The 26,412-nt window shown below is 58.9% G+C and carries 21 protein-coding genes; 8 read left to right on the plus strand and 13 right to left on the minus strand.

What is annotated here, in order from left to right; genetic code table 11:
* Window positions 1-16: 16 nt before the first annotated feature.
* From RWZ58_RS03870 to RWZ58_RS03895, 6 genes are all read left to right on the plus strand, one after another.
* Complete coding sequence (locus RWZ58_RS03870) at window positions 17-2,332, plus strand: WYL domain-containing protein (protein ID WP_314657548.1); 2,316 nt, start codon at window positions 17-19, stop codon at window positions 2,330-2,332.
* A gap of 437 nt (window positions 2,333-2,769) precedes the next feature.
* Window positions 2,770-3,015: a Sec-independent protein translocase subunit TatA gene (tatA, locus tag RWZ58_RS03875; protein WP_005506024.1), complete on the plus strand. Its 246-nt coding sequence runs from the start codon at window positions 2,770-2,772 to the stop codon at window positions 3,013-3,015.
* A 133-nt stretch (window positions 3,016-3,148) separates the two neighbouring features.
* Complete coding sequence (gene tatC / locus RWZ58_RS03880) at window positions 3,149-4,030, plus strand: twin-arginine translocase subunit TatC (RefSeq protein ID WP_314657550.1); 882 nt, start codon at window positions 3,149-3,151, stop codon at window positions 4,028-4,030.
* Window positions 4,031-4,282: 252 nt separating this feature from the next.
* A complete protein-coding gene (locus RWZ58_RS03885; protein WP_314657552.1) occupies window positions 4,283-7,321 on the plus strand; it encodes a DEAD/DEAH box helicase in 3,039 nt (1,012 codons plus the stop codon).
* Window positions 7,322-7,531: 210 nt separating this feature from the next.
* On the plus strand, window positions 7,532-8,710 hold the full coding sequence (locus RWZ58_RS03890; RefSeq protein ID WP_314657554.1) for an amidohydrolase: 1,179 nt from the start codon (window positions 7,532-7,534) through the stop codon (window positions 8,708-8,710).
* 134 nt (window positions 8,711-8,844) lie between these two features.
* On the plus strand, window positions 8,845-9,579 hold the full coding sequence (locus tag RWZ58_RS03895; RefSeq protein WP_314657556.1) for a polyprenol monophosphomannose synthase: 735 nt from the start codon (window positions 8,845-8,847) through the stop codon (window positions 9,577-9,579).
* A gap of 189 nt (window positions 9,580-9,768) precedes the next feature.
* Here RWZ58_RS03895 and RWZ58_RS03900 read toward each other — a convergent pair whose 3' ends face one another.
* The 6 genes from RWZ58_RS03900 to RWZ58_RS03925 form a co-directional block, all read right to left on the minus strand.
* Window positions 9,769-10,107 carry an RNA polymerase-binding protein RbpA gene (locus RWZ58_RS03900; RefSeq protein ID WP_005506034.1) on the minus strand — a complete coding sequence of 113 codons (339 nt, stop codon included), beginning with the start codon at window positions 10,105-10,107 and terminating at the stop codon, window positions 9,769-9,771.
* Window positions 10,108-10,296: 189 nt separating this feature from the next.
* Window positions 10,297-11,292: an SPFH domain-containing protein gene (locus tag RWZ58_RS03905; protein WP_314657558.1), complete on the minus strand. Its 996-nt coding sequence runs from the start codon at window positions 11,290-11,292 to the stop codon at window positions 10,297-10,299.
* 80 nt (window positions 11,293-11,372) lie between these two features.
* Window positions 11,373-11,822, minus strand: a complete 450-nt coding sequence (locus RWZ58_RS03910) for an NfeD family protein (protein WP_314657561.1) — start codon at window positions 11,820-11,822, stop codon at window positions 11,373-11,375.
* 534 nt (window positions 11,823-12,356) lie between these two features.
* Window positions 12,357-13,430 (minus strand): anthranilate phosphoribosyltransferase, encoded by a 1,074-nt coding sequence (gene trpD / locus RWZ58_RS03915; RefSeq protein WP_314657563.1) that lies wholly within the window; start codon window positions 13,428-13,430, stop codon window positions 12,357-12,359.
* A 114-nt stretch (window positions 13,431-13,544) separates the two neighbouring features.
* The gene (locus RWZ58_RS03920) at window positions 13,545-13,898 is read right to left on the minus strand and encodes an iron-sulfur cluster assembly accessory protein (protein ID WP_070738423.1); all 354 of its coding nucleotides are present in this window, start codon (window positions 13,896-13,898) and stop codon (window positions 13,545-13,547) included.
* Between the two features lie 303 nt (window positions 13,899-14,201).
* Window positions 14,202-15,596 carry a M20/M25/M40 family metallo-hydrolase gene (locus tag RWZ58_RS03925; protein ID WP_314657564.1) on the minus strand — a complete coding sequence of 465 codons (1,395 nt, stop codon included), beginning with the start codon at window positions 15,594-15,596 and terminating at the stop codon, window positions 14,202-14,204.
* A gap of 115 nt (window positions 15,597-15,711) precedes the next feature.
* Here RWZ58_RS03925 and RWZ58_RS03930 point away from each other — a divergent pair, with 115 nt between their 5' ends.
* Window positions 15,712-16,341, plus strand: coding sequence for a DUF3043 domain-containing protein (locus tag RWZ58_RS03930; RefSeq protein WP_294644656.1), 630 nt, complete (start codon window positions 15,712-15,714; stop codon window positions 16,339-16,341).
* A 235-nt stretch (window positions 16,342-16,576) separates the two neighbouring features.
* Here RWZ58_RS03930 and RWZ58_RS03935 read toward each other — a convergent pair whose 3' ends face one another.
* Window positions 16,577-17,230 (minus strand): DUF6318 family protein, encoded by a 654-nt coding sequence (locus RWZ58_RS03935; RefSeq protein ID WP_314657566.1) that lies wholly within the window; start codon window positions 17,228-17,230, stop codon window positions 16,577-16,579.
* Window positions 17,231-17,500: 270 nt separating this feature from the next.
* Here RWZ58_RS03935 and RWZ58_RS03940 point away from each other — a divergent pair, with 270 nt between their 5' ends.
* On the plus strand, window positions 17,501-19,483 hold the full coding sequence (locus RWZ58_RS03940) for a hypothetical protein (protein WP_314657568.1): 1,983 nt from the start codon (window positions 17,501-17,503) through the stop codon (window positions 19,481-19,483).
* A gap of 235 nt (window positions 19,484-19,718) precedes the next feature.
* On the opposite strand, the gene RWZ58_RS03945 is transcribed toward RWZ58_RS03940, so the two are convergent.
* From RWZ58_RS03945 to RWZ58_RS03970, 6 genes are all read right to left on the minus strand, one after another.
* Window positions 19,719-20,807, minus strand: coding sequence for a quinone-dependent dihydroorotate dehydrogenase (locus RWZ58_RS03945; RefSeq protein WP_314657569.1), 1,089 nt, complete (start codon window positions 20,805-20,807; stop codon window positions 19,719-19,721).
* Between the two features lie 64 nt (window positions 20,808-20,871).
* The gene (locus RWZ58_RS03950; RefSeq protein WP_070691585.1) at window positions 20,872-21,663 is read right to left on the minus strand and encodes an isoprenyl transferase; all 792 of its coding nucleotides are present in this window, start codon (window positions 21,661-21,663) and stop codon (window positions 20,872-20,874) included.
* A gap of 177 nt (window positions 21,664-21,840) precedes the next feature.
* Window positions 21,841-22,698 (minus strand): DNA repair protein RecO, encoded by an 858-nt coding sequence (recO, locus tag RWZ58_RS03955; protein ID WP_314657572.1) that lies wholly within the window; start codon window positions 22,696-22,698, stop codon window positions 21,841-21,843.
* A 201-nt stretch (window positions 22,699-22,899) separates the two neighbouring features.
* The gene (locus RWZ58_RS03960) at window positions 22,900-23,175 is read right to left on the minus strand and encodes a hypothetical protein (protein WP_049354637.1); all 276 of its coding nucleotides are present in this window, start codon (window positions 23,173-23,175) and stop codon (window positions 22,900-22,902) included.
* A gap of 272 nt (window positions 23,176-23,447) precedes the next feature.
* Window positions 23,448-24,407 carry an L-lactate dehydrogenase gene (locus RWZ58_RS03965; protein WP_314657574.1) on the minus strand — a complete coding sequence of 320 codons (960 nt, stop codon included), beginning with the start codon at window positions 24,405-24,407 and terminating at the stop codon, window positions 23,448-23,450.
* 277 nt (window positions 24,408-24,684) lie between these two features.
* Window positions 24,685-26,247 (minus strand): amidohydrolase, encoded by a 1,563-nt coding sequence (locus tag RWZ58_RS03970; RefSeq protein WP_314657576.1) that lies wholly within the window; start codon window positions 26,245-26,247, stop codon window positions 24,685-24,687.
* Between the last annotated feature and the right edge of the window lie 165 nt (window positions 26,248-26,412).

Here is a 26,412-nt window from a genome sequence, read left to right on the forward strand (position 1 = left end):
ACGGTATGATGGAATCATGTCCACCGCAGCTCAGCTTTTCATGACCCTGAACCGCCTCGCCACCGTCGCCGAGGCGCGCGATACCGCAACCCGAACCCAGGGCATCAGCCGCACCGAGCTACTGACCCTGCTCGGTGTCAAGACCCGTGCGAACGGCTCCCTCAACGAGTCTCAGGAACGCGCCTTTGAACGAGCCAAGCAGACCCTGCGCGATGCCGGCGCGCGCATCACCCACTTCACCACCGACACCTCCGGACGCTACCGCCTCAACGCAGAAGCCCCCGACTCGCTGACCGCGTGGAACCCCACCGCCGAAGAATTCCGCCTCCTCAACGCCGAGCTGCGCGGCTGGGAAGGCACCGAACTGCAGGACGAGGCATACCGCATCCTGCGCAAGATTGCGCTGACCAGCGAGCACCTCACCGACGAGGCGCTCACCGCGGCTAACGTCACCCGAATCGAAGAGATCAAACGGGACAACCAGCCGCCCCTCATCAAAACCGTCAAACAGCGCGCCCGCGACCTGCACGCCTACCGCGAACACATCCAGCGCCTGCACTTCAGCGACGACCCGCACCTCTACGAACTCTTCACCGCCTACGCCCAGCGCAAGACCCTCAATTTCACCTATCAGGGCAGCGATGGAGACATCAAAACCTACGAGAAGGTCAGCGTCGCCGGCCTCATCTACAGCTACGGGTCTTGGTACCTCGTCGCGCACTTCCCCCTCGGCAACAAAACCCCCGAAGAGCGCAAGACCTACACCTACCGCACCGACCGCATCCGAAGCCTCGACGTGTTCTCAAGCACCGACCCCGCACCCATCAACCCCGCCTACGAGGCCCGCACCCGCCTCAAGAAAATCAGCGGCTACGAAGAGACTCTCGCCGTACTCGACCCCAACCCCGGCACCGGGGACCCCGCTGCACCCTTCACCGTGCCCTCCTACGGCGCCGTAGACAGCGCCATCGACGCCACCTGCGCCGGATGGCTCATCCAGCCGCGCCACAACACCGGCAACTCCGTATCCGGTGCGTCCGTGACCGGCCGCCAGCAGGACAGCCACGCCGCCCAGCAGAAACTTTTGCGCGACCTCATCGCCCTGCACACCGGCGAACCCGAAACCCCCACCAAGTGGTTCCCCACAACCCAGCGTTCCCGCAACGATGCCCTCGACGACCTCGACGACCTCATCCTCGCGTTGCACCGCGCCGACCGCTGGGCCGACGTCCACGACGAGGCGCCCATGCCCCTCAACAAGCTCAACCCCCTCTACCGCGTCGACAACGACAACGCAGCCAAGCTCGACAAAATCATCAACGCCATCTACGAAGACTTCGACGAGGTGCCCTTCTACTCCGAGGCTAAGAACCCCGACGCGCCTACCCCCGCCCGCACCAACCTGCTCCCCGAATTCGGCGACGGCGCCGCGTCCCTCACCCTGCTCAACTACGCCCGCCTCACCGATACCGAGCTGGCCATCCTCGTCTTCACGCTCTCCGCAGCCGACCTCATGTACCCCGGCGACCCGCGACCGGCCGCGATTCTCGCCGCGCTCGCGGAGGCCTACCCGCGTACCGCCGACTACGCGAAGCACCTGCTCTTCGCGCCCGAGGATCCCCTGTTGCAGGATGCGCGCGCCGCCCTCGCCAGCGGACGCGCCCTCACCATCACCTACGGCAACAGCACCCGCGATGCGGAACGCGTCGTCGACCCGGTGGCGCTCACCCTGCACCGCGACCGCCTCTACCTGCACGCGTGGTGCCGCGCCAGCGAGGCACGCCACCTCGCCACGCTGTCTGAGAGCCCTGCCGCTGAGAACGTGAAGCCCGCGAGCGCGGCGGGGGAGAAGGCCGCTTCCGCCGGCGCTGAGCTCACCCCCGTCGAACCCGTCTTCTGGCGCAACTTCCGCCTCACCCGCATCAGCAGCTACGCACCCGCAGGCGAAGCACAAGCCCACTACATCGGCCCCAACCACGACAGCACCGTCAACGACTGGCACGCCAAGCAGCACAAAACCACCACCAACCCCAGTGTCGAGCTGCGCATCCACCCCACCGACCACACCCCAGGCGGCGAAACCCTCGAAAACCTCACCGCAACCTACAAGCGCCGCAGCGCCGAGCACGCCCGAAAAGGCACCAAAACCACCCACGTCCGCGTGCACTACAACAACATCGCCGGTGCCGGCGATAAGAACATCCTCGATACCGTCATTGCGCACCGAGGCGCCCTGGAACTCGTCGGCCCGGCGCACCTGCGTGCGGCGCTGCTTGAGCAGCTGCGCATCCTCAACGCGAGTAGCCGCAGGGGTGCGCCCGCAGAAAAATAGCACTTCACCCACAAGCAAAAACGCCCTAAAAACCCGTCCAAGGGGCCAAAACATTAACCTAAAACTTGTATAATGGTGCTCATGTCTTGGTGGTTCTGGATTTTGCTATGGGGCGCGCTCATCATCTGCTCGCTCCTCTATTTGGCATGGTTCACCTACAAAGCACTCACTCGCGGTTTCACACTCCTTGACGAAACCGTAACCTGGGTCGAGTCAATCGAGGGACAATTCGACGCAGCGCAAGCGAACGCAAGCCGAAAACTCCCGCGAGACACCACCCTCGGGGTATTCACACCCATCACCGAGGCATACAATAACTACGAACAAGGTAAGCAGACACGCAGGTCTGAGCGGATCAAGCGACGGGTCTCCCGACGAGATCGACTCGGCCAACCTCAAAACATCGGAGACCTGCTCTAACAGAAAGGCACACCACCATGGGCCAGATTTTCAGCCACCCCGCGACCATCATCGTCGTTATCCTCCTCATCGTCCTCCTCTTCGGCGCACCCAAGCTGCCCGGCATGGCACGCAGCCTCGGCCAGTCCATGCGCATCTTCAAGACCGAAGTTGAGGGCCTGAAGAACGACTCCAAGAAGGACCCCCGCGAGAAGGACGGCGAAGAGGTCGTCACCGCTGAGGTTGTAGACAACGGCAAGGACGGCAAGACCGAAACCAAGTAACGGTCCCGCCACCGACGCACCAAACCCGTGCCAGCCCACCGGCCGGCACGGGTTTTGCGGCACCACCCCATAAACACCCCACCAGACCCCCTCAGCCGAATCACACACGGCACCGACACCCAGAGGACACCACGTGGCAACACCTGACCAGGACGTGCGCAACCGCAAAATCAATCCTGAAGCACGCATGGAACTCAAGGAACACCTGCGCGAATTCCGCGACCGCCTCATCAAAGCGGCTATCGCAACCATCATCGCAGCCATCATCGGTACGGTCTTCCTCTACCAGCCTTTCATCGAAATGATCTCTGCGCCCCTGCAGCAGATCAACGCAGAAACCGGCCGCAACGCAAACCTGAACTACGGTAGCGTCGCATCTCCTTTCGACCAGCTGCTGAAGGTCGGTATGTACATCGGCTTGGTGATCGCCTCTCCCGTCTGGCTCTACCAGGCACTGCGATTCCTGTTGCCGGCGCTGCACACCAAGGAGAAGAAGTATCTCTTCGGCTTCCTCACCGCATCTATTTTCGCGTTCGGCTGCGGCGTGGCGATTTCTTACTTCACTCTCCCCGGCGTGGTTTACGCACTGCTGAAGTTCACCCCCCTCAACGACAGTAACTACATTGACGCGGGCGTGTACATCTCCTTCATTCTGAAGTTCGTCGTCACCTTCTCCTGTGCCTTCATCATCCCCGTGATTCTGGTTGGCATTAACATGCTGGGCCTGATTCGCGGCACCACGATTATGAAGGCTTGGCGTTGGGTGGTCGTGCTCGTTGCGGTTATCGCAGCGCTGACCGCACCCGGTAGCGACATCATGATGATGTTCGTGCTCATGGCGCCGCTGCTGATTTTCTTCTTCGCAGCAATCGGCATCTGCATGATTAATGACAAGCGCCGCGACCGTAAGCTCGCCAAGCTGGCGCAGGGTTCGGACGAAGCAAGCCTGAACACCGCAACCAGCGCCGAAGATTTGGCGAAGATGGGTTACTTCGAGGAAGAGAAGACTTCCTAATTGAATAGCTCGCTTTGAGCAACATCGCCGAGGGGCGGGGTACAGAGATTCTGTGCCCCGCCCCTTTCGCGTACCCGGATTAGTCGTATGCCCAGATTCGCATGCCGGCTCGCGCTGCCCCTCCGTAGCGAGCTCCATAGCGAGCGTTATACCGGCGCCGGATGCGCTCGCTGTTCGCCCATACCGGATTAGTGCCCGTCCGGGATGCTTTCGGACGGTGCGCGGCGGGCGAGCGGTTACACTGGACATACTATGAGCAAGCACCACGCACAGCACACTTCTGACGCGCACACCCCTGACGATTCCTCCGGCACCGACTACGCTGCCGCATACGCCGCATCCCGAGAGCGCGCCGCCTACGCGAAGACCGCCCTGGGGGCTTTTGAGGCGTCCCTTGATTTCCCGCTGGATGATTTTCAGCGTCAGGCGTGTGCCGCCGTGGAGGCGGACCGCTCCGTCCTGGTTGCCGCGCCTACGGGTGCGGGTAAGACCATTGTGGGCGAGTTCGGTATTTACCTGGCGCTGCGCCGCGGCATGAAGGCGTTCTACACGACCCCCATTAAGGCGCTGAGCAACCAGAAGTACCACGACTTCGTGCGCGCGTACGGTGAGGATTACGTGGGCCTGCTGACCGGCGATACGAGCATTAACACGGAAGCACCCGTGGTCGTGATGACCACCGAGGTGCTGCGCAACATGCTCTACGCTAACTCGACCACGCTGACCGGCCTGGGCTATGTGGTGATGGATGAGGTGCACTACCTGGCGGACCGTTTCCGTGGCGCGGTGTGGGAAGAGGCGATTATTCACCTTCCCGAGCATGTGAACGTTATTTCCCTGTCGGCGACGGTGTCGAACGTTGAGGAGTTCGGCGCATGGCTGGATACGGTGCGCGGCGGCACGGACATTATTGTTTCTGAGCACCGCCCGGTGCCGCTGTGGCAGCACATGATGGTCGGTCACCGTGTGGTGGACCTGTTCGTACCCGAAGACAACTCTGAGAAGGGCAAGAAGCAGGAGCCGGAGGAGAAGCTCTCCCGCAAGCAGGCGAAGAAGGCACAGAAGGCCAAGCAACGCGGCGCATCCGTCGAGGCGGGCGCTAACCCGCTGCTTGCCGGTCTGCGCCTGAACCCGCAGCTGAAGGCGCTGCGTCCTGGCTTCCGTTCGAGCCCGGGTCGTGGCCGTTACGGCGGTAAGCGTGAGCGTTTCCGTCACCGCCGTGAGGGCTGGCTGGATGAGACGTTCAGCAGCGGCGAGCGCGGCGGCTCGAACCGTCGTGACCGTTTCAACGATCGTTTCAGTAACGACCGGGAGTTTGATGCGCGCGGTGAGCAGAAGCCTCTGCGTCCGCAGCGTATTACCCGCCCGGAGATGGTGCGCGCTCTGGATAAGCAGGGCCTGCTGCCCGCTATCTGCTTTATCTTCTCGCGTGCCGGTTGTGACGGCGCGGTCAGCCACTGCGTATCCGCCGATATTACGCTGACCACCCCCGAGCAGCAGCAGACCATCCGCGCCTATATTGCGGAGGCGACCGCTCACCTGGACACCCGCGACCTGAACACCCTCGGCTACTACGAGTGGCGTGACGGCCTCATTCGCGGTATCGCCGCGCACCACGCCGGCCTGCTGCCCCTCTTCAAGGAGGTTGTAGAAACCCTCTTCGCGCAGGGCCTGATCAAGCTGGTCTTCGCCACCGAAACCCTCGCGCTGGGCATCAACATGCCCGCACGCACCGTCATCCTGGAGAAGCTCACCAAGTACAACGGCGAATCCCACGTGGACATCACCCCCGGCGAATACACCCAGCTGACCGGACGCGCAGGCCGCCGCGGCATCGACATCGAAGGCCACGCGGTCGTCATGTGGCGCCCAGGCCTGTCCCCGGAGCACGTGGCAACCCTCGCCTCAACCCGCACCTACCCGCTGAACTCCTCATTCCGCCCCACCTACAACATGGCGGCGAACCTCATCGCCTCCTACGGCGCCGAACGCACCCGCAAAATCCTGGAATCCTCCTTCGCACAGTTCCAGGCGGATAAGTCGGTCGTGGGCGTCGCCTCCCGCGTACGCAAAAACGAAAACGCCCTGGAAGGCTACCGCGAAGCCATGGCATGCCACCTGGGCGACTTCACCGAATACGTACAGCTCAGCCGCCAAATCGCCGAGCTGGAGAAGAAGGCATCCAAGAGCAACGAACGCCACGCCCGCGCGCAGGCGCACCACAGCATCCAACAGCTACTACCCGGCGACATTATCTACATTCCGCACGGCCGCTCCCGCGGCTACGCGGTCGTAGTGACCCGCTCCGATTCGCACGCCGACCCGCGCATCGGCATCGTCACCGAGGACGCGCACCAGCGCACCGCCTCAACCCGCGACTTCGAAGGCGCCGTCGAACCGGTCTCACGCATCAAAATCCCCAAGCGACTGAGCCTGAAGACCCCCAAGGAACGCCGCGACACCGCAAGCCGCATGCGCCAGGCGCTCTACGATGGCCGCGCCCCGCGTGCGCTCGCGCAGCAGAACATTCCGGCTCGTCAGAACAGCATTGACGCGCAGCTGGAGGCTCTGCAGGCTCAGCTGCGTAACCACCCGTGCCACGGCTGCTCGGACCGCGCGAACCACATGCGTTGGGCTGAGCGCTGGCAGAAGCTCAACTCTGAGACGGAAGGGTTGCGCCGTCAGATTGCGCGCCGCACCAACACGATTGCGCAGGTCTTCAACCGCATTTCGCGCCTTCTGGAGAGCTACGGCTACGTCGAACGCACCGAGGACGGCGAACTGTCGCTGACCACCGGCGGTCAGGCTCTGCGCCGCATCTACGGCGAGCGCGATCTGCTGACCGCCCTGTGCCTAGACGCGCACTTCCTCGACGGCCTGGAACCCGCCGCGATCGCTGCAACCGTTGCCGCGCTGACCTACCAGGGTAAGCGCGACGCGGTGGAGTACCTGGCGCACTACCCGCACCCGTCCCTGCGTGCGCCCATTGCTACGATTACGCAGCGCCTCGCCGACCTGAACGCAGCCGAGGAACAGTTCAAGGTCAACCTGACCCCCGCCTGCGACTTCGGCCTGGTCGAACCCATGTACGCCTGGGCGAACGGTGCGCACCTCGCCAAGGCAATCGAGGACACCGGCCTTGCCGCCGGCGACTTCGTGCGCTGGGCCAAGCAGGTACTGGACGCACTGGACCAGATCGCGCACATCCGCTCCCTGGACCCGGTCATTCGCGCCCGCTGTGAAGAGGCCATCGAGGCGGTACGCCGCGGCGTGGTCGCACTGGACGTCTAACCCGCACCTAGCGCTACATCACGCCCAACCGACTCGGGCTACCACCCCCGCACCTGTGTGTCGTTCTACGTCATCTAAGGACGAACGAACTACCGCAGGCAGCGGGGGTGCTTCTATACTCGAAAGAGACGCTCAGCTGAGCTACACGAGCACAATTGAAGTGCCCGCCCCGTGTGCGCCTCGGCGCGCCTCAAAGGTGAAAGGATTCTAATGTCTACCCGAATTTTTGTAGATGGTAGCGTGTACAGCCCCGTCGACCCGTACGCAACCGCAATGCTGGTTGAGGACGGCTTCGTCCGCTGGGTTGGTTCCGACTCCGGGGCACGTTCCATTGCCGACGAGTCCGCCACCATCACCGAACTTGACGGCGCCCTGCTGACCCCCGCCTTTGCGCGCGCCCTCGCACCGGTCGCAGGCAAAGAAGCACCCGAAATCCTCGACTACCTGCAGGCATACCGCGCAGCCGGCTACCACACCCACACCGTACTCGCCGGCATGGAAGACGTACCCGACCTCGTCTCCGCACTCAGCTACTACAGCGCCGAACACGGCACCCCCGACATCCGCCTCATCCTCAACGCCACCGGCATTGAAACCGACGAACTCATCAGCGCCATCAAGGCACTACGCCCCCTCACCGAAGGCGAACGCGCCGTCAAGGGCCTGCAGCTGGTCGGTATCTCTGTCGCACCCGACGAGGCACCCGCAGCAGCACAGGTAGCCGAAGACGCCGCACTCCTGCTCTCCATCGACGCATCCACCGGATTCACCACCGCAGCCGACGCCGCGCTCGCCGTACGCGAAACCCGCCCCTGGCTCTCCATCCGCCTCGACGCCGCAATCAGCACCCCCCAAGACCCCATCACTGACGAATACCTCACCCAGCTGGCAGAAGCACGCATCAACCTCGGCCTCAGCGTCTGCGAACCCGAAGAAGACGAAGCAACCAACGACACCGTCCAGGCACTCCTCGCACACGCCGGGGGAGAAGCACGCGAAACCGTAGCCTCCGTGGCCCGTCGCGCAAACGCAGCAGGCACCTCCATCGCGCTGGGTTCTGATGCTCAGCTGTACGCACCCGGCGCCTGGTCCCTCATCCGCGAACTCGTCAACGACGAGAACGGCATCTCCGCACGCAGCGCCTTCGCCGCCCTCACCCGCGGCGTATACCGCCTCGCCCACGAAGAAAACCCCTTCACCGGCCAGCTCACCCCCGACACCCCCGCATACGTCGCACAATGGCGCGTCGAAGCCCTCATGGTCCAAGCACCCGATTCCCGCGTCGCATCCTGGAGCACGGACCCTCGCGCTCGCATTCCGTTGCTTCCGGTGTTGGAGGAGGATTCGCCTCTGCCCATCCTGGAATCTATTTACACTGAAAGTAACTAATTTTTTAGCTTGTCAACACCTTTTTAGGCGGTTTAGGGGCAGTAGAGGCCCCTGCCGGTTCAGTTGCCCACATGTTTACCCGGTATACTGGATATCTACACTGCCTGTTTTATATGTACCTGTGAGGGAGTAATATGCGCGTTCTAACTGTCATCCCGACGTATAACGAGAAGGAGAACCTGCCCATCGTGGTAGAGCGTCTTCGCAAGGCAGCTCCCGAGGTGGACATTCTCGTGGTGGATGATAACAGCCCCGACGGCACCGGCCAGATTGCAGATGAGCTGTCGGCTAAGGACCCCCAGATTCACGTTCTGCACCGCACCGTTAAGGACGGCCTGGGTGGCGCGTACCTCGCCGGCTTCGACTGGGGCCTTGAGGCAGGCTACGACGTTCTGATTGAGATGGACGCTGACTGCTCGCACCAGCCTGAGCAGCTTCCTTCTCTGGTTCGTGCCGTGGAGGCGGGCGCTGACCTGGCTATTGGTTCGCGTTACGTTCCCGGCGGCAAGACCAAGAACTGGCCGGCCCACCGCCAGATTCTCTCTCGCGGCGCTAACCTGTACACCCGCCTGATTCTGGGCACCTCCATCAAGGACATTACCGCTGGTTTCCGCGCGTACCGCCGTGACGCTCTGCAGCGCCTGAACCTGGATGGTATTGACTCGAAGGGCTACGTGTTCCAGGTTGATCTGGCGTGGCGTTCCGAGCAGGCTGGCCTGAAGATTGTTGAGGTTCCGATTACTTTCGTTGAGCGTGAGATTGGCGCGTCGAAGATGGACGGCAACATCATCTTTGACTCGATGTCTAAGGTGACTCGCTGGGGTCTGACCAACCGTGTTCAGAAGCTGAAGAAGGCTCTGGGCAAGTAACTCGTTCTGAGACTTAAAAGACCGGGGCGGATACATAACGTATCTGCCCCGGTCTTTTTCTGTTTTCTCTGGCGCTCTTTCCTGGCTCACGTACCGACGCGAAGCCACCACCAACAAAGAAGCCCGCTCAGAGCGCAAGTGGCTCTTAGCGGGCTTCTACAGCCTTTCTACGGCAGGTCTACGGTGCTTTTAGAGCGCGTAGTGCTTGCGGTAGTATTCCAGGCGGTCTTCCAGAGTCTTTTCCAGCTCTTCGATGCTGCGGCGTTCCATGAGCATGTCCCAGTGGGTACGTGCGGGCTTCTCTTCTTCGGCGTCTGCGGTGGAGTCGCCGTTGACGAGGTATGCTTCCTTGCCGGACTTTGCGGTCCAGACCGAGGGGATTTCTGCTTCTGCCGCGAAGGTCACGAAAACGCGGTCACCGTCGGCGGTACGGTATTCGACGCGCTGGCGGGGCGCGGGCTGTACGTTCGATTCGGTTTCCATCGACTGGGAACCCAGGCGCATACCGCGCAGGCTACGATCGCTCATTTTTCCTCCAGTGTCGTCGGGTGCGCCTTGTGGCGCTTTAGGCATAACGTTGGGCGGGGGAGAGCTATTCCCTCGAACGTTTACAAAACATCCATTATATCGGTAATAGTCTCCACCCGCCCAGCGTGGTGGTGTTTATTCGGCGTGATTTTTGGTGATTCGCGCCTTTTTATGCGTTAGTTTTCGCGTTTAGCCGTTGATGCCGTAGCTTCCGGGTGCCTGCGGTGTGCTCTTGGGAGCCTCTGCTGCGGGCTTCTTGGGCGCGCCTGCAAGGTCGGATGCGGGCAGGGTGCCGAATGCGTTGCCCAGGCCGCGCAGTGCATCGCCGAGTTCAGTCGGGATAAACCAGAGCTTGTTGGCGTCGCCTTCGGCGAGCTTGGGCAGGGTCTGCAGGTACTGGTAGGTGAGCAGCTGCTGGCTGGGGTTGGATTCGTGGATTGCTGCGAAGACCTTCTGCACGGCTTCGGCTTCACCGTTTGCGCGCAGGATTGCGGACTGTGCGTCACCTTCTGCACGAAGGATCTGTGCCTGCTTTTCACCTTCTGCACGCAGGATGGCTGCGCGGGATTCACCTTCTGCGGTCAGAATGTCAGACTGCTTCTGGCCTTCTGCGGTGAGGATTGCGGCGCGGCGGTCACGCTCTGCACGCATCTGCTTCTCCATGGAGTCCTGGATGGACACCGGGGGCTGGATTTCCTTGATGTCCACGCGGGAGACACGCAGGCCCCAGCGGCCGGTGGTGGAGTCGAGTACGCCTCGCAGCTCCGCGTTGATCTGGTCGCGGGAGGTGAGGGTTTGCTCCAGGTTCAGGCCACCGACGACGTTACGCAGGGTTGCGCTGGTCAGCTCGTCCACGGCGCGAATGTAGTTGGTGATTTCGTAGGTTGCCGAGCGCGGGTCGGTGACCTGGAAGTACACAACGGTGTCGATACCGACCACGAGGTTATCTTCGGTAATCACGGACTGCGAGGGGAAGGAAACAACCTGTTCGCGCAGGTCGATGAGGGGCAGCACGCGGTCAACTACGGGGATGACGATGTGCAGGCCGGGGTTGAGAACGGCGTGGAACTTGCCCAGTCGTTCGACGATGCCGGCTCGTCCCTGCGGGATGACGCGCACGGTCTTTGCGAGCATCGTCAGCACGAAGAGGATGAGTAGGACCGTCAGAATAAGGCTGATAGGCATTGTTTCTCCTTATCGGTGAGTTATATGGTGTGTTTTTTGGGTATCTGAACCTGCTTTTGGAGCCGGTATTCAGATGGGTCTTAGGTGTGGGGGAGAGGCTCTACGATTGCGGTAGCGCCCTCAATGGCTCGTACCCTCGCGTGTGATCCTGCAGGGAGCGTTCCGGAGGCGGTGCGCGCCGTCCAGGTATCGCCAGCTAGTACCACCAAACCGGTTTCACTAGTCACATCTTGGGTGACGCGCACCTCAGCACCAATGAGTGCTTCAGCATTAGTAATAGCACCGGTGGCTGATTTATTGAGCTTTTTCAGCAGTGGCGGGCGCAGGCCAAGAACCAGAATCAGGCAGATCGCCACGAAAATAACGGTTCGAATCAGCATATTGTCCACGAAGGGCGATATTGCTGCGGTAATGCCTGCGCTGATCGCCAACATGAGAAAGAACAGGTCGAGGCTGAGCATTTCTATGACGGCGAAAACGAGGGCGAGAGCAACCCAGAGTGTCCAGGGTGTCTCAAAGAGCCAATCCACGAGTTTTCTCCTTTGATGTACACCAACCGGCGTGGTTGACGTTGAATCTGTATACGAGGCGACGACGCCTTCGTGATGCGGGGTATATCCATTATTTCAGGTGGATTGAATACAAACGATAGTTCTGATGACCGAGTGAGGTTAATACATGAACTGTTAAGACTTTATTTAGATACGGGGAATCTTGGGTTCACTCTAGACCTCCCTAAAAAGCCGATAATATACATTATGTAAAGTAGACCTATTTTTCACTACCCCACCGGACGCTCACCGGTGCTTTCTACGCTCAGGCTGGCACGGATCAAACCTGCGCGCTCCTCGCACTGCGACTACACTGTTCCATCTGCGGTTCTGAGCTCCGCGCGCCTTGCGTCTTCCTCGGTGCTCAGCCGCACGCTCACATGCCCCGAACCTTCGGGCTCCTCAGTATGTCCCTCAGCGCCTCTCGTTAAACGACAAACACCCGAGACTCCAGCTCCACACCTTTCGGTGTGTACTGTTCGTCTCGGGTGCCTGTTATCAATTTCTGGAGCTTTACGCTTCTGCGTGCTTTTCGCTGAACTCTACCCATGCGTTGAGCACTCGCTCTGCTGCACCGGATGCAATGGATTCGCGTGCATCAGCCAGTGCCTGAGTGAAGCGGGTCTCAAAGCTTTCGCCGTTGACCGGGCGGTATGCCACCAGACCTGCGGCCGCGTTGATGAGCACAGCGTCGTGAATAGCGCGCAGCGGGCTCTTCGGGGCCTCGCCCTCCCCCGCCAAAATTGCACGGAAAACGCCGGCGTTGTACTCTGCGTCGCCGCCTCGCAGCTGCTCCAGCGGTGCGTTCTGCAGACCGTACTCGGTCGGGTCAAAACGGTACTCGGTCAGCTTGCCGTCCACAGCCTCCCACAGGCGGCTCGTGGTGGCGATGGTCAGCTCGTCCAGCCCGTCATCACCGCGGAAAATCAGGGCGTGGTCGCCGCGTTCAGCGAAGACGTGAGCCATCTTCTCAGCCATGACCGGGTTAGCAACGCCGATAGCCGAGGACTTCACGCGAGCCGGGTTCGTCATGGGGCCCAGGTAGTTGAACGCGGTCGGAATGCCCAGCAGGCGGCGGGTCGGGCCCACGTGGCGCATTGCCGGGTGGAAAGTCATCGCAAACAGGAACGTGATGCCGGTCTCGCGAGCGCATTCGGCGACTGCGGGAATGGGCATGTCGAGGCGGATTCCGAGGGCTTCGAGGACGTCTGCGGAGCCGGATTTGGAGGTGGAGGCGCGGTTGCCGTGTTTGACGACGGTTGCGCCGGTGCCTGCGATGACGAGAGCTGCCATGGTGGAGATGTTGACGGTGTTTTGCTGGTCTCCGCCGGTGCCGACGATGTCTACGGCGTGGGGGTCGATGTCTACGGTTTCGGCTTTGGCGATCATGCCGGCTGCGAGTGCGCCGAGTTCTTCGGGGGTTTCGCCTTTGGAGTGGAGGGCGGTGAGGAAGGATGCGAGGATCGGCTGTTCGGTTTGGCCGGTCATGATTTGGTCCATTGCCCAGGCAACTTCGGTGTCGGTGAGGTTTTGGTGCTTGACGAGCTGGTTGAGGATGTATTTCCAGGTAATTTCGTGCGTAGTCATGTGTTAAGTGTAAAACCCCCGTCTCGTATCTGCACGGTTGGGTGCAGTATGCGAGACGGGGGTTTACTAGGCGTGTTGCACCTTGGAGGTGCTTAGCGCCGGGGTGTCTTCGGTTTAGTGGAAGGAGTCACCGCATGCGCAGGAGCCTGCTGCGTTGGGGTTGTCGATGGAGAAGCCCTGCTTTTCGATGGTGTCTTCGAAGTCGATGGTGGAGCCGTCGAGGTAGGGTGCGCTCATCTTGTCGACGATGACTTCTACGCCGTCGAAGTTGCGGACTGCGTCGCCGTCGAGGACGCGCTCGTCGAAGTAGAGCTGGTAGATGAGGCCGGAGCAGCCGCCGGGCTGGACGGCGATGCGCAGGCGCAGGTCGGTGCGGCCTTCCTGTTCGAGGAGGGCGCGGACCTTGGTCTGTGCTACTTCGGTGAGGTTGACGCCGTGGGTCGGCAGTTCGGTGGTGGTTTCACTCATGAGTGTTGTCCTTTTGTTTTGTTGGTTGCCCGTGTGCGCCGCGTGTGGGTGCGTGTGGGCGTTTTAGCCTTCACGATACGCGCCGGGGAGAGTTGAGCACAACCTAGGGTGTGCATAGTTCGCCGGGGGCGTGAGTGTTTGCGTGTGGGCTTTGTAAGTAATTCTGCTTCTAGGATACCGAAAAAGTGGGGGTTGGGGTTTGGTGGCCCTTCTCCCCCACTTTTTGCGGGTTGGTTTAGCGAGCGCGTTCTGCGCGGCTGTCCCCTGGTGAGCGCGGGTATCTCTAGCGTCTCTAGCGAACGACTAGCGAGCGCCGAGTGCGCTCAGCAGTAGCGCCTCCGCGAGGATTGCGTTCTTGAAGTCCGGGATGTAGAGGGACTCGTTGGCGCTGTGTGCGCGGGTGTCGGGGTCTTCTACGCCGGTGACGAGGATCTGTGCCTGCGGGAAGAGGTCCTTGAGGTCGGAGATGAACGGGATGGAGCCGCCCATGCCGGTCTGTACGGGTTCTACGTCCCAGGCGGTGCGCATTGCGTCGAGGGCGGTCTGTGCGCCGTCTGCGTCGACTTCGGTGGCGAAGGGCATGCCGGAGTCGACGGCGGTGTAGCTGACCTCGGCACCGTGCGGTGCGTGTGCCTTGACGTGTTCGGCGAGTGCGCGGTGTGCGTTTTCGGGGTTGTCGCCGGGTGCGAGGCGGGTGCTGATGCGTGCGCGGGATACGACGGCGAGGGTGTTGGAGGAGGTTGCGATGCTGGGGATGTCCATGCCGATGACGGAAATTGCCGGCTGGGTCCACAGGCGGGAGGCAACGGATCCGGTGCCTGCCAGTGGTACGGAGTCGAGGATGCCAGAGTCGCTGCGGAAGTCTGCTTCGGCGTATTCGAGTTCGGGTTCGGGGGCTCGGTGTAGGCCTTCGACGGCTACGGCGCCGGTGACGTCGTGCAGGGTTGCGAGGAGCTGCGCCATGAGGGTGTGGGCATCGAGCATGGGGCCGCCGAACATGCCGGAGTGGATGGCGTGGCTGCCGACGCGCACCTCGATGTCGCCGGATGCGACGCCGCGCAGGCTGGTGGTCAGGGCGGGTACGCCTGCGCGCCAGTTGGCGGAGTCTGCCACGACGATGTAGTCGGCGGACAGTTCCTCACGGTAGGTGTTGAGGAAGGAGACGAAGGAGGGCGAGCCTGCCTCTTCTTCACCCTCAATGAAGAGCTTCACGCCGAGCTTGAAGTCCTCGCCGAGAGTCTCGTTGAGGGCTGCGAGCGCGGCGAGGTGCACGAGGATGCCTGCCTTGTCGTCTGCTGCGCCTCGGCCGTAGAGGCGGTCACCCTTGCGGGTTGCGACGAAGGGTTCAGTGTCCCACAGGTCGAGGTCGCCGGCGGGCTGTACGTCGTGGTGGGCGTAGAGCAGGATGGTCGGGTAGCCTTCTGCGGCGGGTCGCTGGGCGATGACGGCGGGCATGCCCTGCTTTTCGGTGCCGTCTGCGGTGGTGTAGGTGGCGCGTTCGATGCGTACGTTGTCGAACCCTGCCTTGGTTGCGAGCGCGGCGACTGCCTCGGCGCTGCGGTCTACCTGGGTGAGGTCGTGCGATTCCCAGGCGATGGAGGGAATGGCGACGAGCTCGGTGAGGGTTTGCAGGGTTGCTTCGAAGTTTTTGGTGACGGCGTCGCGGAGGGCGCTGTGGTGGGTGAATTCAGTAGTCATGTTTCTACCTTACCCCCACCTTACCCGCTGCCGCCGGGTGGTTGGGGTTGTTTCAGTTGCTGGTGTGCGCTTGTGGGGGCGGGTTTGGTGTGTGCCGTTCGGGTATGATGGGAGGGTGTTTGGTCGTAAGAAAGAGAAGGCTGAAGCGGAAGCTGTTCAGCCGCAGGTTGTAGAGGAGCCTCAGGCTCCGGTTAATCCGAAGTTCACCCCGAAGAAGGGCCGTCCTACTCCTTCGCGTAAGGAGCAGCAGGCGGCTCGTCGTCAGCCTCTGGTTGTTAATGACCGTAAGGAGGCGAAGGCTCGTGAACGTGAGGCGATGGCGAAGGCGCGTGAGCGTCAGAATGATGCGTTGATGGGTGGCGATCAGCGTTACCTGCCCGCCGTGGATCGTGGTTCGCAGCGCCGTTATATCCGTGATTATGTGGATGCGCGTCGTAACCTTGGCGATTTCATGCTGGCTATTCTGCTGGTTCTGCTCATTGGTGGCTGGATTGCTCAGGGCGTGGCTGGTACGTCTAGCGTTGGTGCAACGATTTATTACGGTTCCGTGTACGCAATGTATGCGCTGATGATTCTGTGGGTTGTTGACTACTTCATTCTGTGGCGTGGCCTGAAGAAGAAGCTGATTGCGAAGTTCGACGAGGTTCAGCGTGGTTCTGGCATGTATGCGTTTAACCGTGTGATGATGATTCGTCGTATGCGCCGCCCGGTTCCGATGGTGAAGTACGGCGAGTACCCGCACTAAGTCGTTTGTGCCCTGCGGTGTGGCTCCCTAGTTGCTCTGTGGCTCTGTGGGGGTTGCGCTTGTTGGGTGTGGGGAGAGGTCTTGAAGGTTCAGGCCTCTCCCCTATTTTTATGCCCGCTAATTCTTACCCTCTTACGCGAGAAGCCACATGTGTTTCGAGAAGCTACTTCTTTAGTAGCTTTTCGAAACACATGTGGCTTTTGGACGTATATGTCGCGGCTGGATACCGGTACGACTAGGCTTCGATTCGAGAGTATAGAATCTGCCATTTACCGTCGCGGTGTTCGAGGGCGAACGTGTAGATTTCTTCTTCCTTGTCGCTGCTCCAGGTTTCTTGGCGGCCGTCGGGTTCCACCTCGGTGTGTTTGTCCCATTCGTGGAGGGTTCCCAGGTAGTAGGTTTGATGGTCGTCAGTCCTGGGTATGCCGGCGGGTTTGAAGTATTCGATGCCGTCGATGACCCATCCGCCGCGCTGGTAGAGTGCTTCTACTTCCTTGTAGATTTTGAGTTCTCCGTCGTTTGTTGAGGAGAGGAATTCGCGGGCTTTGCTGTAGTCGCCGGTTTGGACGCCGTAGTTGATCCACTGGTTCCAGGCGTCCATGGTTTTGAGGAGGCCGTCGGGGGTCTTTGCGCGGTAGCCGTCTTCGGGAGCGTTGGGTTTGGGGACGTTTTGGGCGGGGCCTTTGGCGTCTGCCTTGCGGTATTCGCCGCTATTAGCGTTGTTGCTGGCGCTACTGCTTGAGCTGCTGTTGGTGGCTGCGCCGGAGGCGGTGGATTCGTCTCCTGCAGTTGTGATGTCGTGCGGCACGCAGGCGGCGAGTAGGGTGCTGAGGCTGATGAGTGTGCCTCCGGTCAGCATTGAGCGGCGGTTCAGCGTGTTGGGGTTCATGGTTGGTCCTCCACATCGTTGTAGTGCATGGTCTCCCGCTTATCTCCATTATGCGCGAGCGCGCGCTGGGAACCTGTCTTTGCTCCTACCCTCATTCACACAGCTACGTGGACTACCGTCAAACTCAATATAAATCTCGCATCCTCAAACCAAGTAAAGTACCAGTCACTCCTATAGAATTTGAATATATATAATAAAATATAGTAGTTAACACAAAACATCAAACAATGCAAGCATTCACGGAACAACTTACCTGAAAGGGGAAAAGAATTGGATATTGGTGAAATTTGGCAAAATGCAATTAATATACTTAGAGATATATTTCAACTTAACAGAACCTATAGCAATCCACTTAAACTACCGGATGGACCATTAAAGTATGCATTCGAAATTGTATATCAATGGTCATATGCTGTAATTTTTGTATGTATTATATCTATAATAATATCACTTTATCGCCTCCTCCGCATGAAGTTATATGACACCAACCATCGACCAGTATTGTATATCGTTCTTAACACAACCCTCATAGCATTCTGCTTATCTGTTGCACTAGATGATTTGGGGTTTACGATATTTAAGACAATTACTCCAACCATAGCGGGAATTACCGCTCTTGCTCTTTTTGTCCAAAATGACCAAAAGAACAGAAGAGAATCCTATGAGCGACACAAAGAATATCTAAGGGAAAATATATCAAGTCGAAGAGATAGATATTCAGAAGCCATTGAAAAAATAGCCGATGGAGGAAAAGTTAAAACCCTGGCGGGACTACGTCAGTTAAATTCTTTGGCAATTGAGTGGTCAGAAGATAAGACGATTAGCACATTTGATAAAAATAATGAATTAAACAATATTGCAATTGAAATATCTGATGTTTTCCGCAAAGACACAAGGACTAAAAACCCTAGCCCCTCTCTTCTTGCAATCAATGCATTAGTAACTGCAAACAAATTGCGAGGTTACTATAGCCCAACAGAACTGGATGCCATCTCCCGGAGAGTATCCGGAATTTTATGGAAAATAATAAACATACGCCTCTATTCCCAGGAAAAAGAATATGAGAAATTCTCTTTTCTTGAAAAACCTGCCAGCTGGCTTGTGCCTAAAAGAGTTACCAGCAGATTCCTAATTAATTCAATATATATACAGACATATAATTTTGATACCGATATATACAACTTTGATTTCAGTGGATCACAAATAAACGCCCCAATGGATTTCTCAGGTTTTCAAGGTGTGGATTTTTCTTCAACTGAATTCCACAAAGATTTCACTATTAAGCCAATTCTTTACAAGAATTATGATTCATATATGATTAATAATAGTTTTTTGAGGGCAAAATTTAAGGAACTTGTAGAGTTTCGCTTAACCAAGTTTTTATCAATCTCGAATTTACCCTTATTCAATGAAACAGAATTTAATAAATCAGTTAAAATCATAGATTGCGTATTTATAAACAAAATACAGCACACCATCCTTGCATTTCAAAAAACTCATTTTCTGGCAATAGAAGAAAGTATTTGCATCAATGGGTCATTATTCTACCCCTCTGTCAGATTTACGGATTGCACCGTAAATAACGGATTATTTAATAATAACTATTTCCTCTCAGGGTTGTCATTCAAAGACACAAGTTTCAAAAAAATCAAATTGCTTTCCAATGTAGTCAACGGTTTATCTATTGAGGAAATCAAAGACTCAGGAAACAGTGCAAAGGCCCCCAAGGTCATAATTGAAGATTCACTTGTAAGAAAATTCTGCACGATTAAGGGAAATTGTGAATCAGCAAATATTGAAGTTAAAAAATCGCATTTTAAAGGGCAAGTGAAGTTTGGTAATCCCAAATGGCCTCATCATTATCAGCATGATATCAATATCTCAGAGTCTTCATTCAAGGACATAGAAATTGTTTCTAATACACAAGTCTCATTAAAAGATGTATCAGTGAATAGATTAAAAATATCTTCGAGCTCCAAAGGTATTCAGGAAATAGTTTTGAAAAACATTTATAAAGAAACACTCTTCAGGAATTATAGGGCTTCAGAAATAATAATAGACGGTTCTAGGGGTATAAGGAATCTAACTCTCGAAGATATAAAGACAAAAATTCTCCGCATTAAAAATATAGATATAGGACTGATTAAGAACTTAAAATTATGCAGTATTGAGTGCGAAGAACTTGATATCGATTATCTGAATGATCAAGAGATAGAAGAAATTAAAAACAAAGCAAAAATTTCATACCCTTAAAATAAATAACTAGGAGTTGAAATATTTTCAGACATATATGTATACGCGGTAGATATAAATATTCTTTAGCAACATAAATTTCTGATAATACACATCAACAATCAGATAGGTTATACATACAAAAAGGGGCACCGCCTCTACCCCAACGGGTAGAGAACGGTGCCCCCTTTCAACACGCAGAGTCAACACGCCAAGTCAGCGCGCCAGGGAGCATACAGCTCCCGCCTGCAAACCTTTAGCGGCGAGCGCGGCGCAGCTTCACCAGGCCGCGGTTAATGTGTGCCGCCCAGAGCGGACCCTCATACAGGAACGCGGTGTAGCCCTGCACCAGGTCGGCACCAGCGTCCAGGCGTTCCTGCACATCCTCAGCGGTGGTCACGCCGCCAACGGAGATAATCGCGAGCTCGTCGCCGATTTCGCGCTTGAGCAGGCGCAGCACCTCCAGGGAGCGGGGCTTCAGCGGCGCGCCGGAAAGGCCACCGGCACCGATTTCCTTGACCTTGGTCATGTCGCTGGTCAGGCCCAGGCCCTCGCGGGCGATGGTGGTGTTGGTGGCGATGATGCCGTCCAGCTTCAGCTCCTTAGCCAGGGCTGCCACCTCGATGACGTCCTCATCGACCAGATCCGGCGCGATCTTCACGGTCAGGGGCACGTGGCGGTTGGGGCATACGCGGTCTGCCTCTTCACGCACTGCGGCAAGCAGCGGGCGCAGCGACTCGATAGCCTGCAGGGTGCGCAGACCCGGAGTGTTCGGGGAAGAAACGTTGACGACCAGGTAGTCTGCCTGCGGTGCCAGGGTGCGGGTAGAAATCAGGTAGTCCTCGATAGCGTTCTCAAGCTCGACGACCTTGGTCTTGCCGATGTTCACGCCGATGACCGGGCGTACAGCGCCGCGGTATTCGGTTTCGAGGTCTGCGCGGGCGGCGGCAACGCGCGGGCCTGCCGCTGCGGCGCCGTCATTGTTAAAGCCCATGCGGTTGATAACCGCCTTATCTTCCACGAGGCGGAAGAGACGCGGCTGCGGGTTACCGGGCTGCGCCTGACCGGTAATAGTACCGATCTCGACGTGGCCGAAGCCGATACCAGCCAGCGCGGCAATACCCTTACCGCCCTTATCGAAGCCTGCAGCCAGGCCGAACGGCGAGGGGAAAGTAATACCCATGACGGTGGTTGCCAGTTCCGGTGCGGGCTGGAAGTACTTGCGCAGCGCGCGGGTGATGCCGACGTTGCGCAGGGTCTGAACGCCCCAGAAGCCGACGTGGTGTGCCTTCTCGGGGTCCATGCCCTTGAAGAAGATGTTGAAGAAGGTCGGGTAGATGCGCATTTGTTCTCCCTAAGGTTGGAGGGTGTGGGTGGTTTGTGGGGCTATGAGCCGGGTGTACCAGGGGCTACTTGTCGTTGGCAACAGCGTCGACTGCACCACCGTAGCGGCGGTCGCGGCGCGCGTACTCTTCGACAGCCTCCCAGAGGGTGCGGCGGTCAACGTCGGGCCAGAGCACGTTCATGAAAATCATCTCGGCGTAGGCGCTCTGCCAGAGCAGGAAGTTCGAGATGCGCTGCTCACCGGATGAACGCAGGAACAGGTCAACGTCCGGCAGGTCGGGCTCGTCCAGGTACTTCTGGATGGTCTTTTCGGTAATGTTGCCGGGCTTGAGCTTGCCCGCCACAGCGTCCGCTGCGATAGCTGCCGCCGCGTCAGCGATTTCTGCGCGGCCGCCGTAGTTCACGCACATGGTGAGGGTGCAGACCGTGTTATTGATGGTTTCGCGCTCGCAGTGTTCGAGCTCTTCGATGACGTTCTTCCACAGCTTGGGTCGGCGGCCAGCCCAGCGGATGCGCACGCCCCAGGTCTTGAGGGTTTCCAGCTGACGCTGCAGCACCTCGGTGGAGAAACGCATAATGAACGCAACTTCGCTGGGTGAGCGCTTCCAGTTTTCGGTGGAGAACGCGTAGGCGGTCACGTACGGGATGCCCATTTCGATAGCGCCCGCAACAACGTCCAGCAGTGCCGCCTCGCCGGCGCGGTGACCCTCGGTGCGGGGCAGGCCGCGTTCGTTCGCCCAACGCCCGTTACCGTCCATGACGACGGCGACGTGCTGCGGAATGAACTTCTTCGGAATCGGCGGAGGGGTTGCCCCGGTGGGGTGCGCGGGCGGGGGTACGGGCTGGGTGCGTGCCATGTGTGCCTTTCTTCCCTGGCGGGGTTCTCCCCCGGGGTCGTTTGCCTAGATATGCGCCAGAAATAAACGCTGGCGTGCTGTTAGCTATTTTACCGTGATATAGCGCGCATGGGCGGGTGCTTCGGGGGTTATTTTGCGTCCTGGTTGGCCCATGTTTGACGCGCCGGCGTGCATCTTTTACGATGCAGGAATCTCTGCTTCAAGGGCGCTCGCCGTTTTCAGGGGGTGTTCGAGCAGGTTCTGGGTGGTTTTCAGGTAGAGACCCAGAATTTTGGACGCGACCGGCACCGGTGCTGCGTCAATAGTCGCCCAGGCGCGCGGATCCGCCGATGCGGTAGCGAGCGCATAGCCGAGCTCTTCGGCACGCAGGCCGGTCAGGGGCGTGTCGACGGCGGGTGCGCATTGGGGGCAGAGCACGGTGTGGTGCCCGTAGGTGTGGGCGGTGTGGAAGGCAATGTACCTTCCGCTCGCGCTAGTGTTGGCGCTTTCGGCGCCGGTATTTTCTGCGCCGTCCGCGCCCTGGTTATCTGCACTGATAAGCGGGTTACCACATCGGGTGCAGTTCTCGCCGATGAGCGGCCAACCGGCGGCGTTCATGCTACGCGCCAGGTAGCGGGTCAGAATCCTCTGCGGCACATGCTGCCCGTGCGCGAGCGCGGCAAGCGCCCCGTGAGTCAGGGTGTAAATATCGGCGGTGTTGTCGGTGTCTTTGGTGAGTACTTCCGCCAGTTCGGCGATGGTGGAGGCGCAGGTGTACGCATCGTAGTTCGCCATAATCGGCGCGGTGTAGGCGTGCAGGGTCGCCGCCTGGGTAATAGTGTGCAGATTAGTACGACCGCGGCTGAAAGACAGGTCGGTGTGCATGAACGGTTCGAGTCGCCCACCGAATTTGGAGGTGGGTTTGCGTACAGCCTTGGCGACGGCGTGGGTGATTCCGCCGTCGCGGGTGAGCATGATGATGATGCGGTCAGTTTCGCCGAGTTTTTGGGTGCGGAGGATGAGGGCGTGGTCTCGCCAGGTGCGGGGTTCGCTCACGGGTGTCTCCGTTCTCGGTACATGCTCGGTAGGTGTGTGGTGGATGCTCAGTAGTTCTCAGTAGATGTTTGGCAGGCGCCCGGTAGACGCTGAGGGCAAGAGCTACGCGGGGTGTTGCGGGTACGGTTCGACCCCTGCCGTATTACCCCACATAGGGGTACCGGTCAGGGGTCGGTCCGTAACGTATGGGCGAGGCGCTATTTAGTCCTCGTACTCAATATCGTCGTCGATGTCGTCTTCATCGTCGAGGATTTCTTCAAGGTCATCCTCGTCTTCATCGCCGTAGACGCTCAGGGGGGTGACCTCGTTGTGAGCCTCGAAGAGGGCATCTTCGTAGGCTTCGAAGGCGTTGGCGATTTCTACGTATGCCTCATCGACGGCAGGGTCGTGCTCGCCGCTTCGGTTAACAACGGCGGTCAGGTGCGCCTCCAGCGCGTCAAGGAGGCGGGTGAGTTCAGTGCGAGGATCAATGCTCATGCCATTTATTCTACTACCTACGCGCCTATGGTGTGCGCCGGGCGGTCATACGGCGGTTTAAACGCAGAACTATGAACGGGCGGGTGTATAAAGTGCCGCATAAAAACATCACCCCAGACACAGCGAACCCGCCGTCCCCAGCTTCCCTACTCCTCAAGGAGTGGGTGCCGGGTGCGGCGGGTTCTTCTGTCGGTTAGCTCAGCTTGACGCTGCGCCTACTGAATGGTTGCTCCTTACGGGTTATGAGCCCGAGAGAATGAGAAGCCGGATTTTTAGAAGCCCAGGGAAGCTGCGGATGCGCGGATTGCCTCAGCGGATGCCTTCAGCTGTGCCAGCTCAGCCTCGTTCATGGGGACCTCGAGCACGCGCTGGATACCCTCACGGTTCACGATGGTGGGCAGGGACAGTGCAACGTCCTTGAAGCCGTACAGCTCGCCTGCAATGGTGGTGGAGACGGGCAGCACTGCGTTCTGACCGCCGAGGAATGCCTCAGCGATACGTGCACCGGAGATACCGATTGCGTAGTTGGTGGAACCCTTACCCTCGATGACCTTGTATGCTGCGCGCATAGCTTCGTTTGCGAGCTCTGCACGGACCTCGTCGGTGAACAGCTGCTTGCCGTCCTGCTCCCACTCGGTCAGGGGAACCATACCGATGTTTGCTGCGGACCAGACGGGGAACTCGGAGTCGCCGTGCTCGCCAACAACGTTTGCGTGAACGCTCTTGATGGAGACGCCAGCCTTGTTAGCAATCAGCCAACGCAGGCGGGAGGAGTCCAGAACGGTACCGGAGGACAGCACGCGGTTTGCGGGCAGGCCGGTGATCTTCTGAGCCACAACGGTGAGAACGTCACAGGGGTTGGTGACGAGCATGATGATTGCGTTGGGTGCTACGGAGAGGACGTTCGGCAGCAGCTTCTCGAGGATTGCGACGTTTGCGCCTGCCAGTTCGAGGCGGGGCTGACCCGGCTTCTGGCGAGCACCTGCGGTGATGATGACCATGTCGCAGTCGCGCAGCAGTTCGATGTCGTCGCCACCGGTGACGGTTGCTTCGTGTGCGAACATTGCGCCGTGTGCGATGTCCAGTGCTTCAGCGTGTGCGCGCTTGCCGTCGATGTCGTACAGGACGATTTCGTCTGCGGAGCCGCGGACCATAGCTGCGTATGCGGTTGCGCTACCGACGCCGCCTGCACCGATGACGCCGAGCTTGGTGGGGTTGTTGACACCGTTCATTGCTGTATGCCCTCTTTTCGTGAGAGTTATCCGTGTGGTGCGAGAGGATTCTCGCGGGGTTTATTAGGAAGCGGGTGTGTGCCTCGGGGGTGAATTTCCTAGGTGTGGATGCTCTCCCCCGGTGGGTTTGCTTCGTTACTTTCTATTATGCCGCAGATTCTGCGTTTTGTGTTGGATTATTTTGCTTTTTTCGATGGGTGCTGGTGACTTTATGGGCTATAGGGGGTGTTTTTCGCTCATAAAACCAAATAATGACGTTCTGACCTTTTGAGCAAGGTCACATGTCGCTAAAGTAGCCCTCCACATCTACCGCGCCTCCGGAAGCCTCAAAATCGGCACGGGCCGCCTGAGCCAATTCGTCATCAACCAGGAAGTCCAAAGCCACAGAAGCCAACCCGAATGCCGCATCCAGGGCAGCATCAACCGCCGCCGGAGTGTCCGCACAGTGCGCGAACTCCACCGTGTGCATACCGGTACCCTCCGGCGCGATCTGAATGAGCGGGTGAATACCGGGCACACGCAGGCTTACATTACCGAAATCGGTCGAAGCCGCCAGCGTGTCACTGACCGTGCCGGGCGGGTACGGGTGGCGCCCCACCGAATGCTGAGCCGAAACCCAACGCTTGAGCAGCGGGCGGTTCGTGCGCACCGGCATGGTCATCGGCGAAGAATCCCAGGTCACCTCCGCGCTCACGCCAGCCATGAGCGCCGCACCGCGCAGCACCTCCTCAACCCGTCGCGAGAGCGCACGCAGAGTCGGCGCGTGCTTGGAACGGATATTAATGTGCAGGCTCGCGGAGGCAGGGATCAGGTTCGGGGCGTCCCCGCCGTGGTCGATAATCGCGTGAATACGATCAGAACCGGGAATATGCTGACGCAACAAACCCAGGCCCTGATACGCCAGGTTTGCCGCATCCAGGGCGTTACGACCCATAAACGGGTGCGAGGAAGCGTGCGCGCTCACGCCCGTATAGGTCACGCGGCATTCGCGGCGACCCAACCACGCCTGATCAGCCACATCCATAAAGTAGGGGTGCACCATAATGGCGGCATCCACCTGCTCGAACGCGCCGGCGCGCGCCATCAGCTCCTTACCGGCATCGGATTCTTCGGCGGGCGTGCCGTAGTAGAGGACCCTGCCGCTGAACGCCTCGGGGCCGGTGGCGAGCGCATCCGCTAGGGCGAGGAAAGCACCCAGACCGGATACCGCAATGACGTTGTGGCCGCAGCCGTGACCGATGCCCGGCAGCGCGTCGTATTCGGAGAGAATCGCGATGGTGCGGTGTTTGGCGGGGTCGTAGTCGGCGCTGGTGAGCTCCACCTTAAAGGCGGTATCTAGACCGAAGGCGGGGTACTCGACGCTAAGGTTCGGGTGGGCTTCGCGGACGGCATCAACGAGCGTGCGGGAGGCGAAATACTCTTCGTAGGCAGTCTCGGGATGCGCGTGAATAGCCTTGAGAATTTCGGTCAGAGAGTCCGCGCGCGTGGCGATGGATTCGGCGAGGTCGCGGCGAATATGTGCCAGTCCGCTGTCATCATCAAGGCGGTGCCCGTGATGCTTTCCGTGCTCGTGGTGTTCTCCATGACCGTGGCGCTCGCCGTGACTACGTTCCTGCTCGGGATGCGCATGCCCGCGCTTGCGGCGGTGCTCAGCGGCACGCTTACGCTGTTCAGTTTCAAGGGCAAGAATCTCGGAATACTCGCTACCGCGCACGCAATCGGCATCGGGCGCCTCGTATCGGCGGGTTGTTGCGGCGGGTCGGTTCGGTACCGTTCGAGCGGAATCGTCAGAAGTGGGCTGGGTGAGGGCGGCGGTGCCCTGTGCGTTCGCGTCAGTCATGCTTCTAAGCTACCGTCTGTGCTCGCCGGGCGCTAGAGGGTCGGGCGTGATGGAGCCGAAAACACCCAAAAAGAAATTTGTGTCACATAAAAGAAATTTTGTATATATCCTAGGAATCTTTGATTCATTGGAGTAGCGTTAAGCACATGGGAGCGACAATCCAGC

It is taken from the genome of uncultured Rothia sp. (assembly GCF_963544205.1).
Lineage (GTDB): Bacteria > Actinomycetota > Actinomycetes > Actinomycetales > Micrococcaceae > Rothia.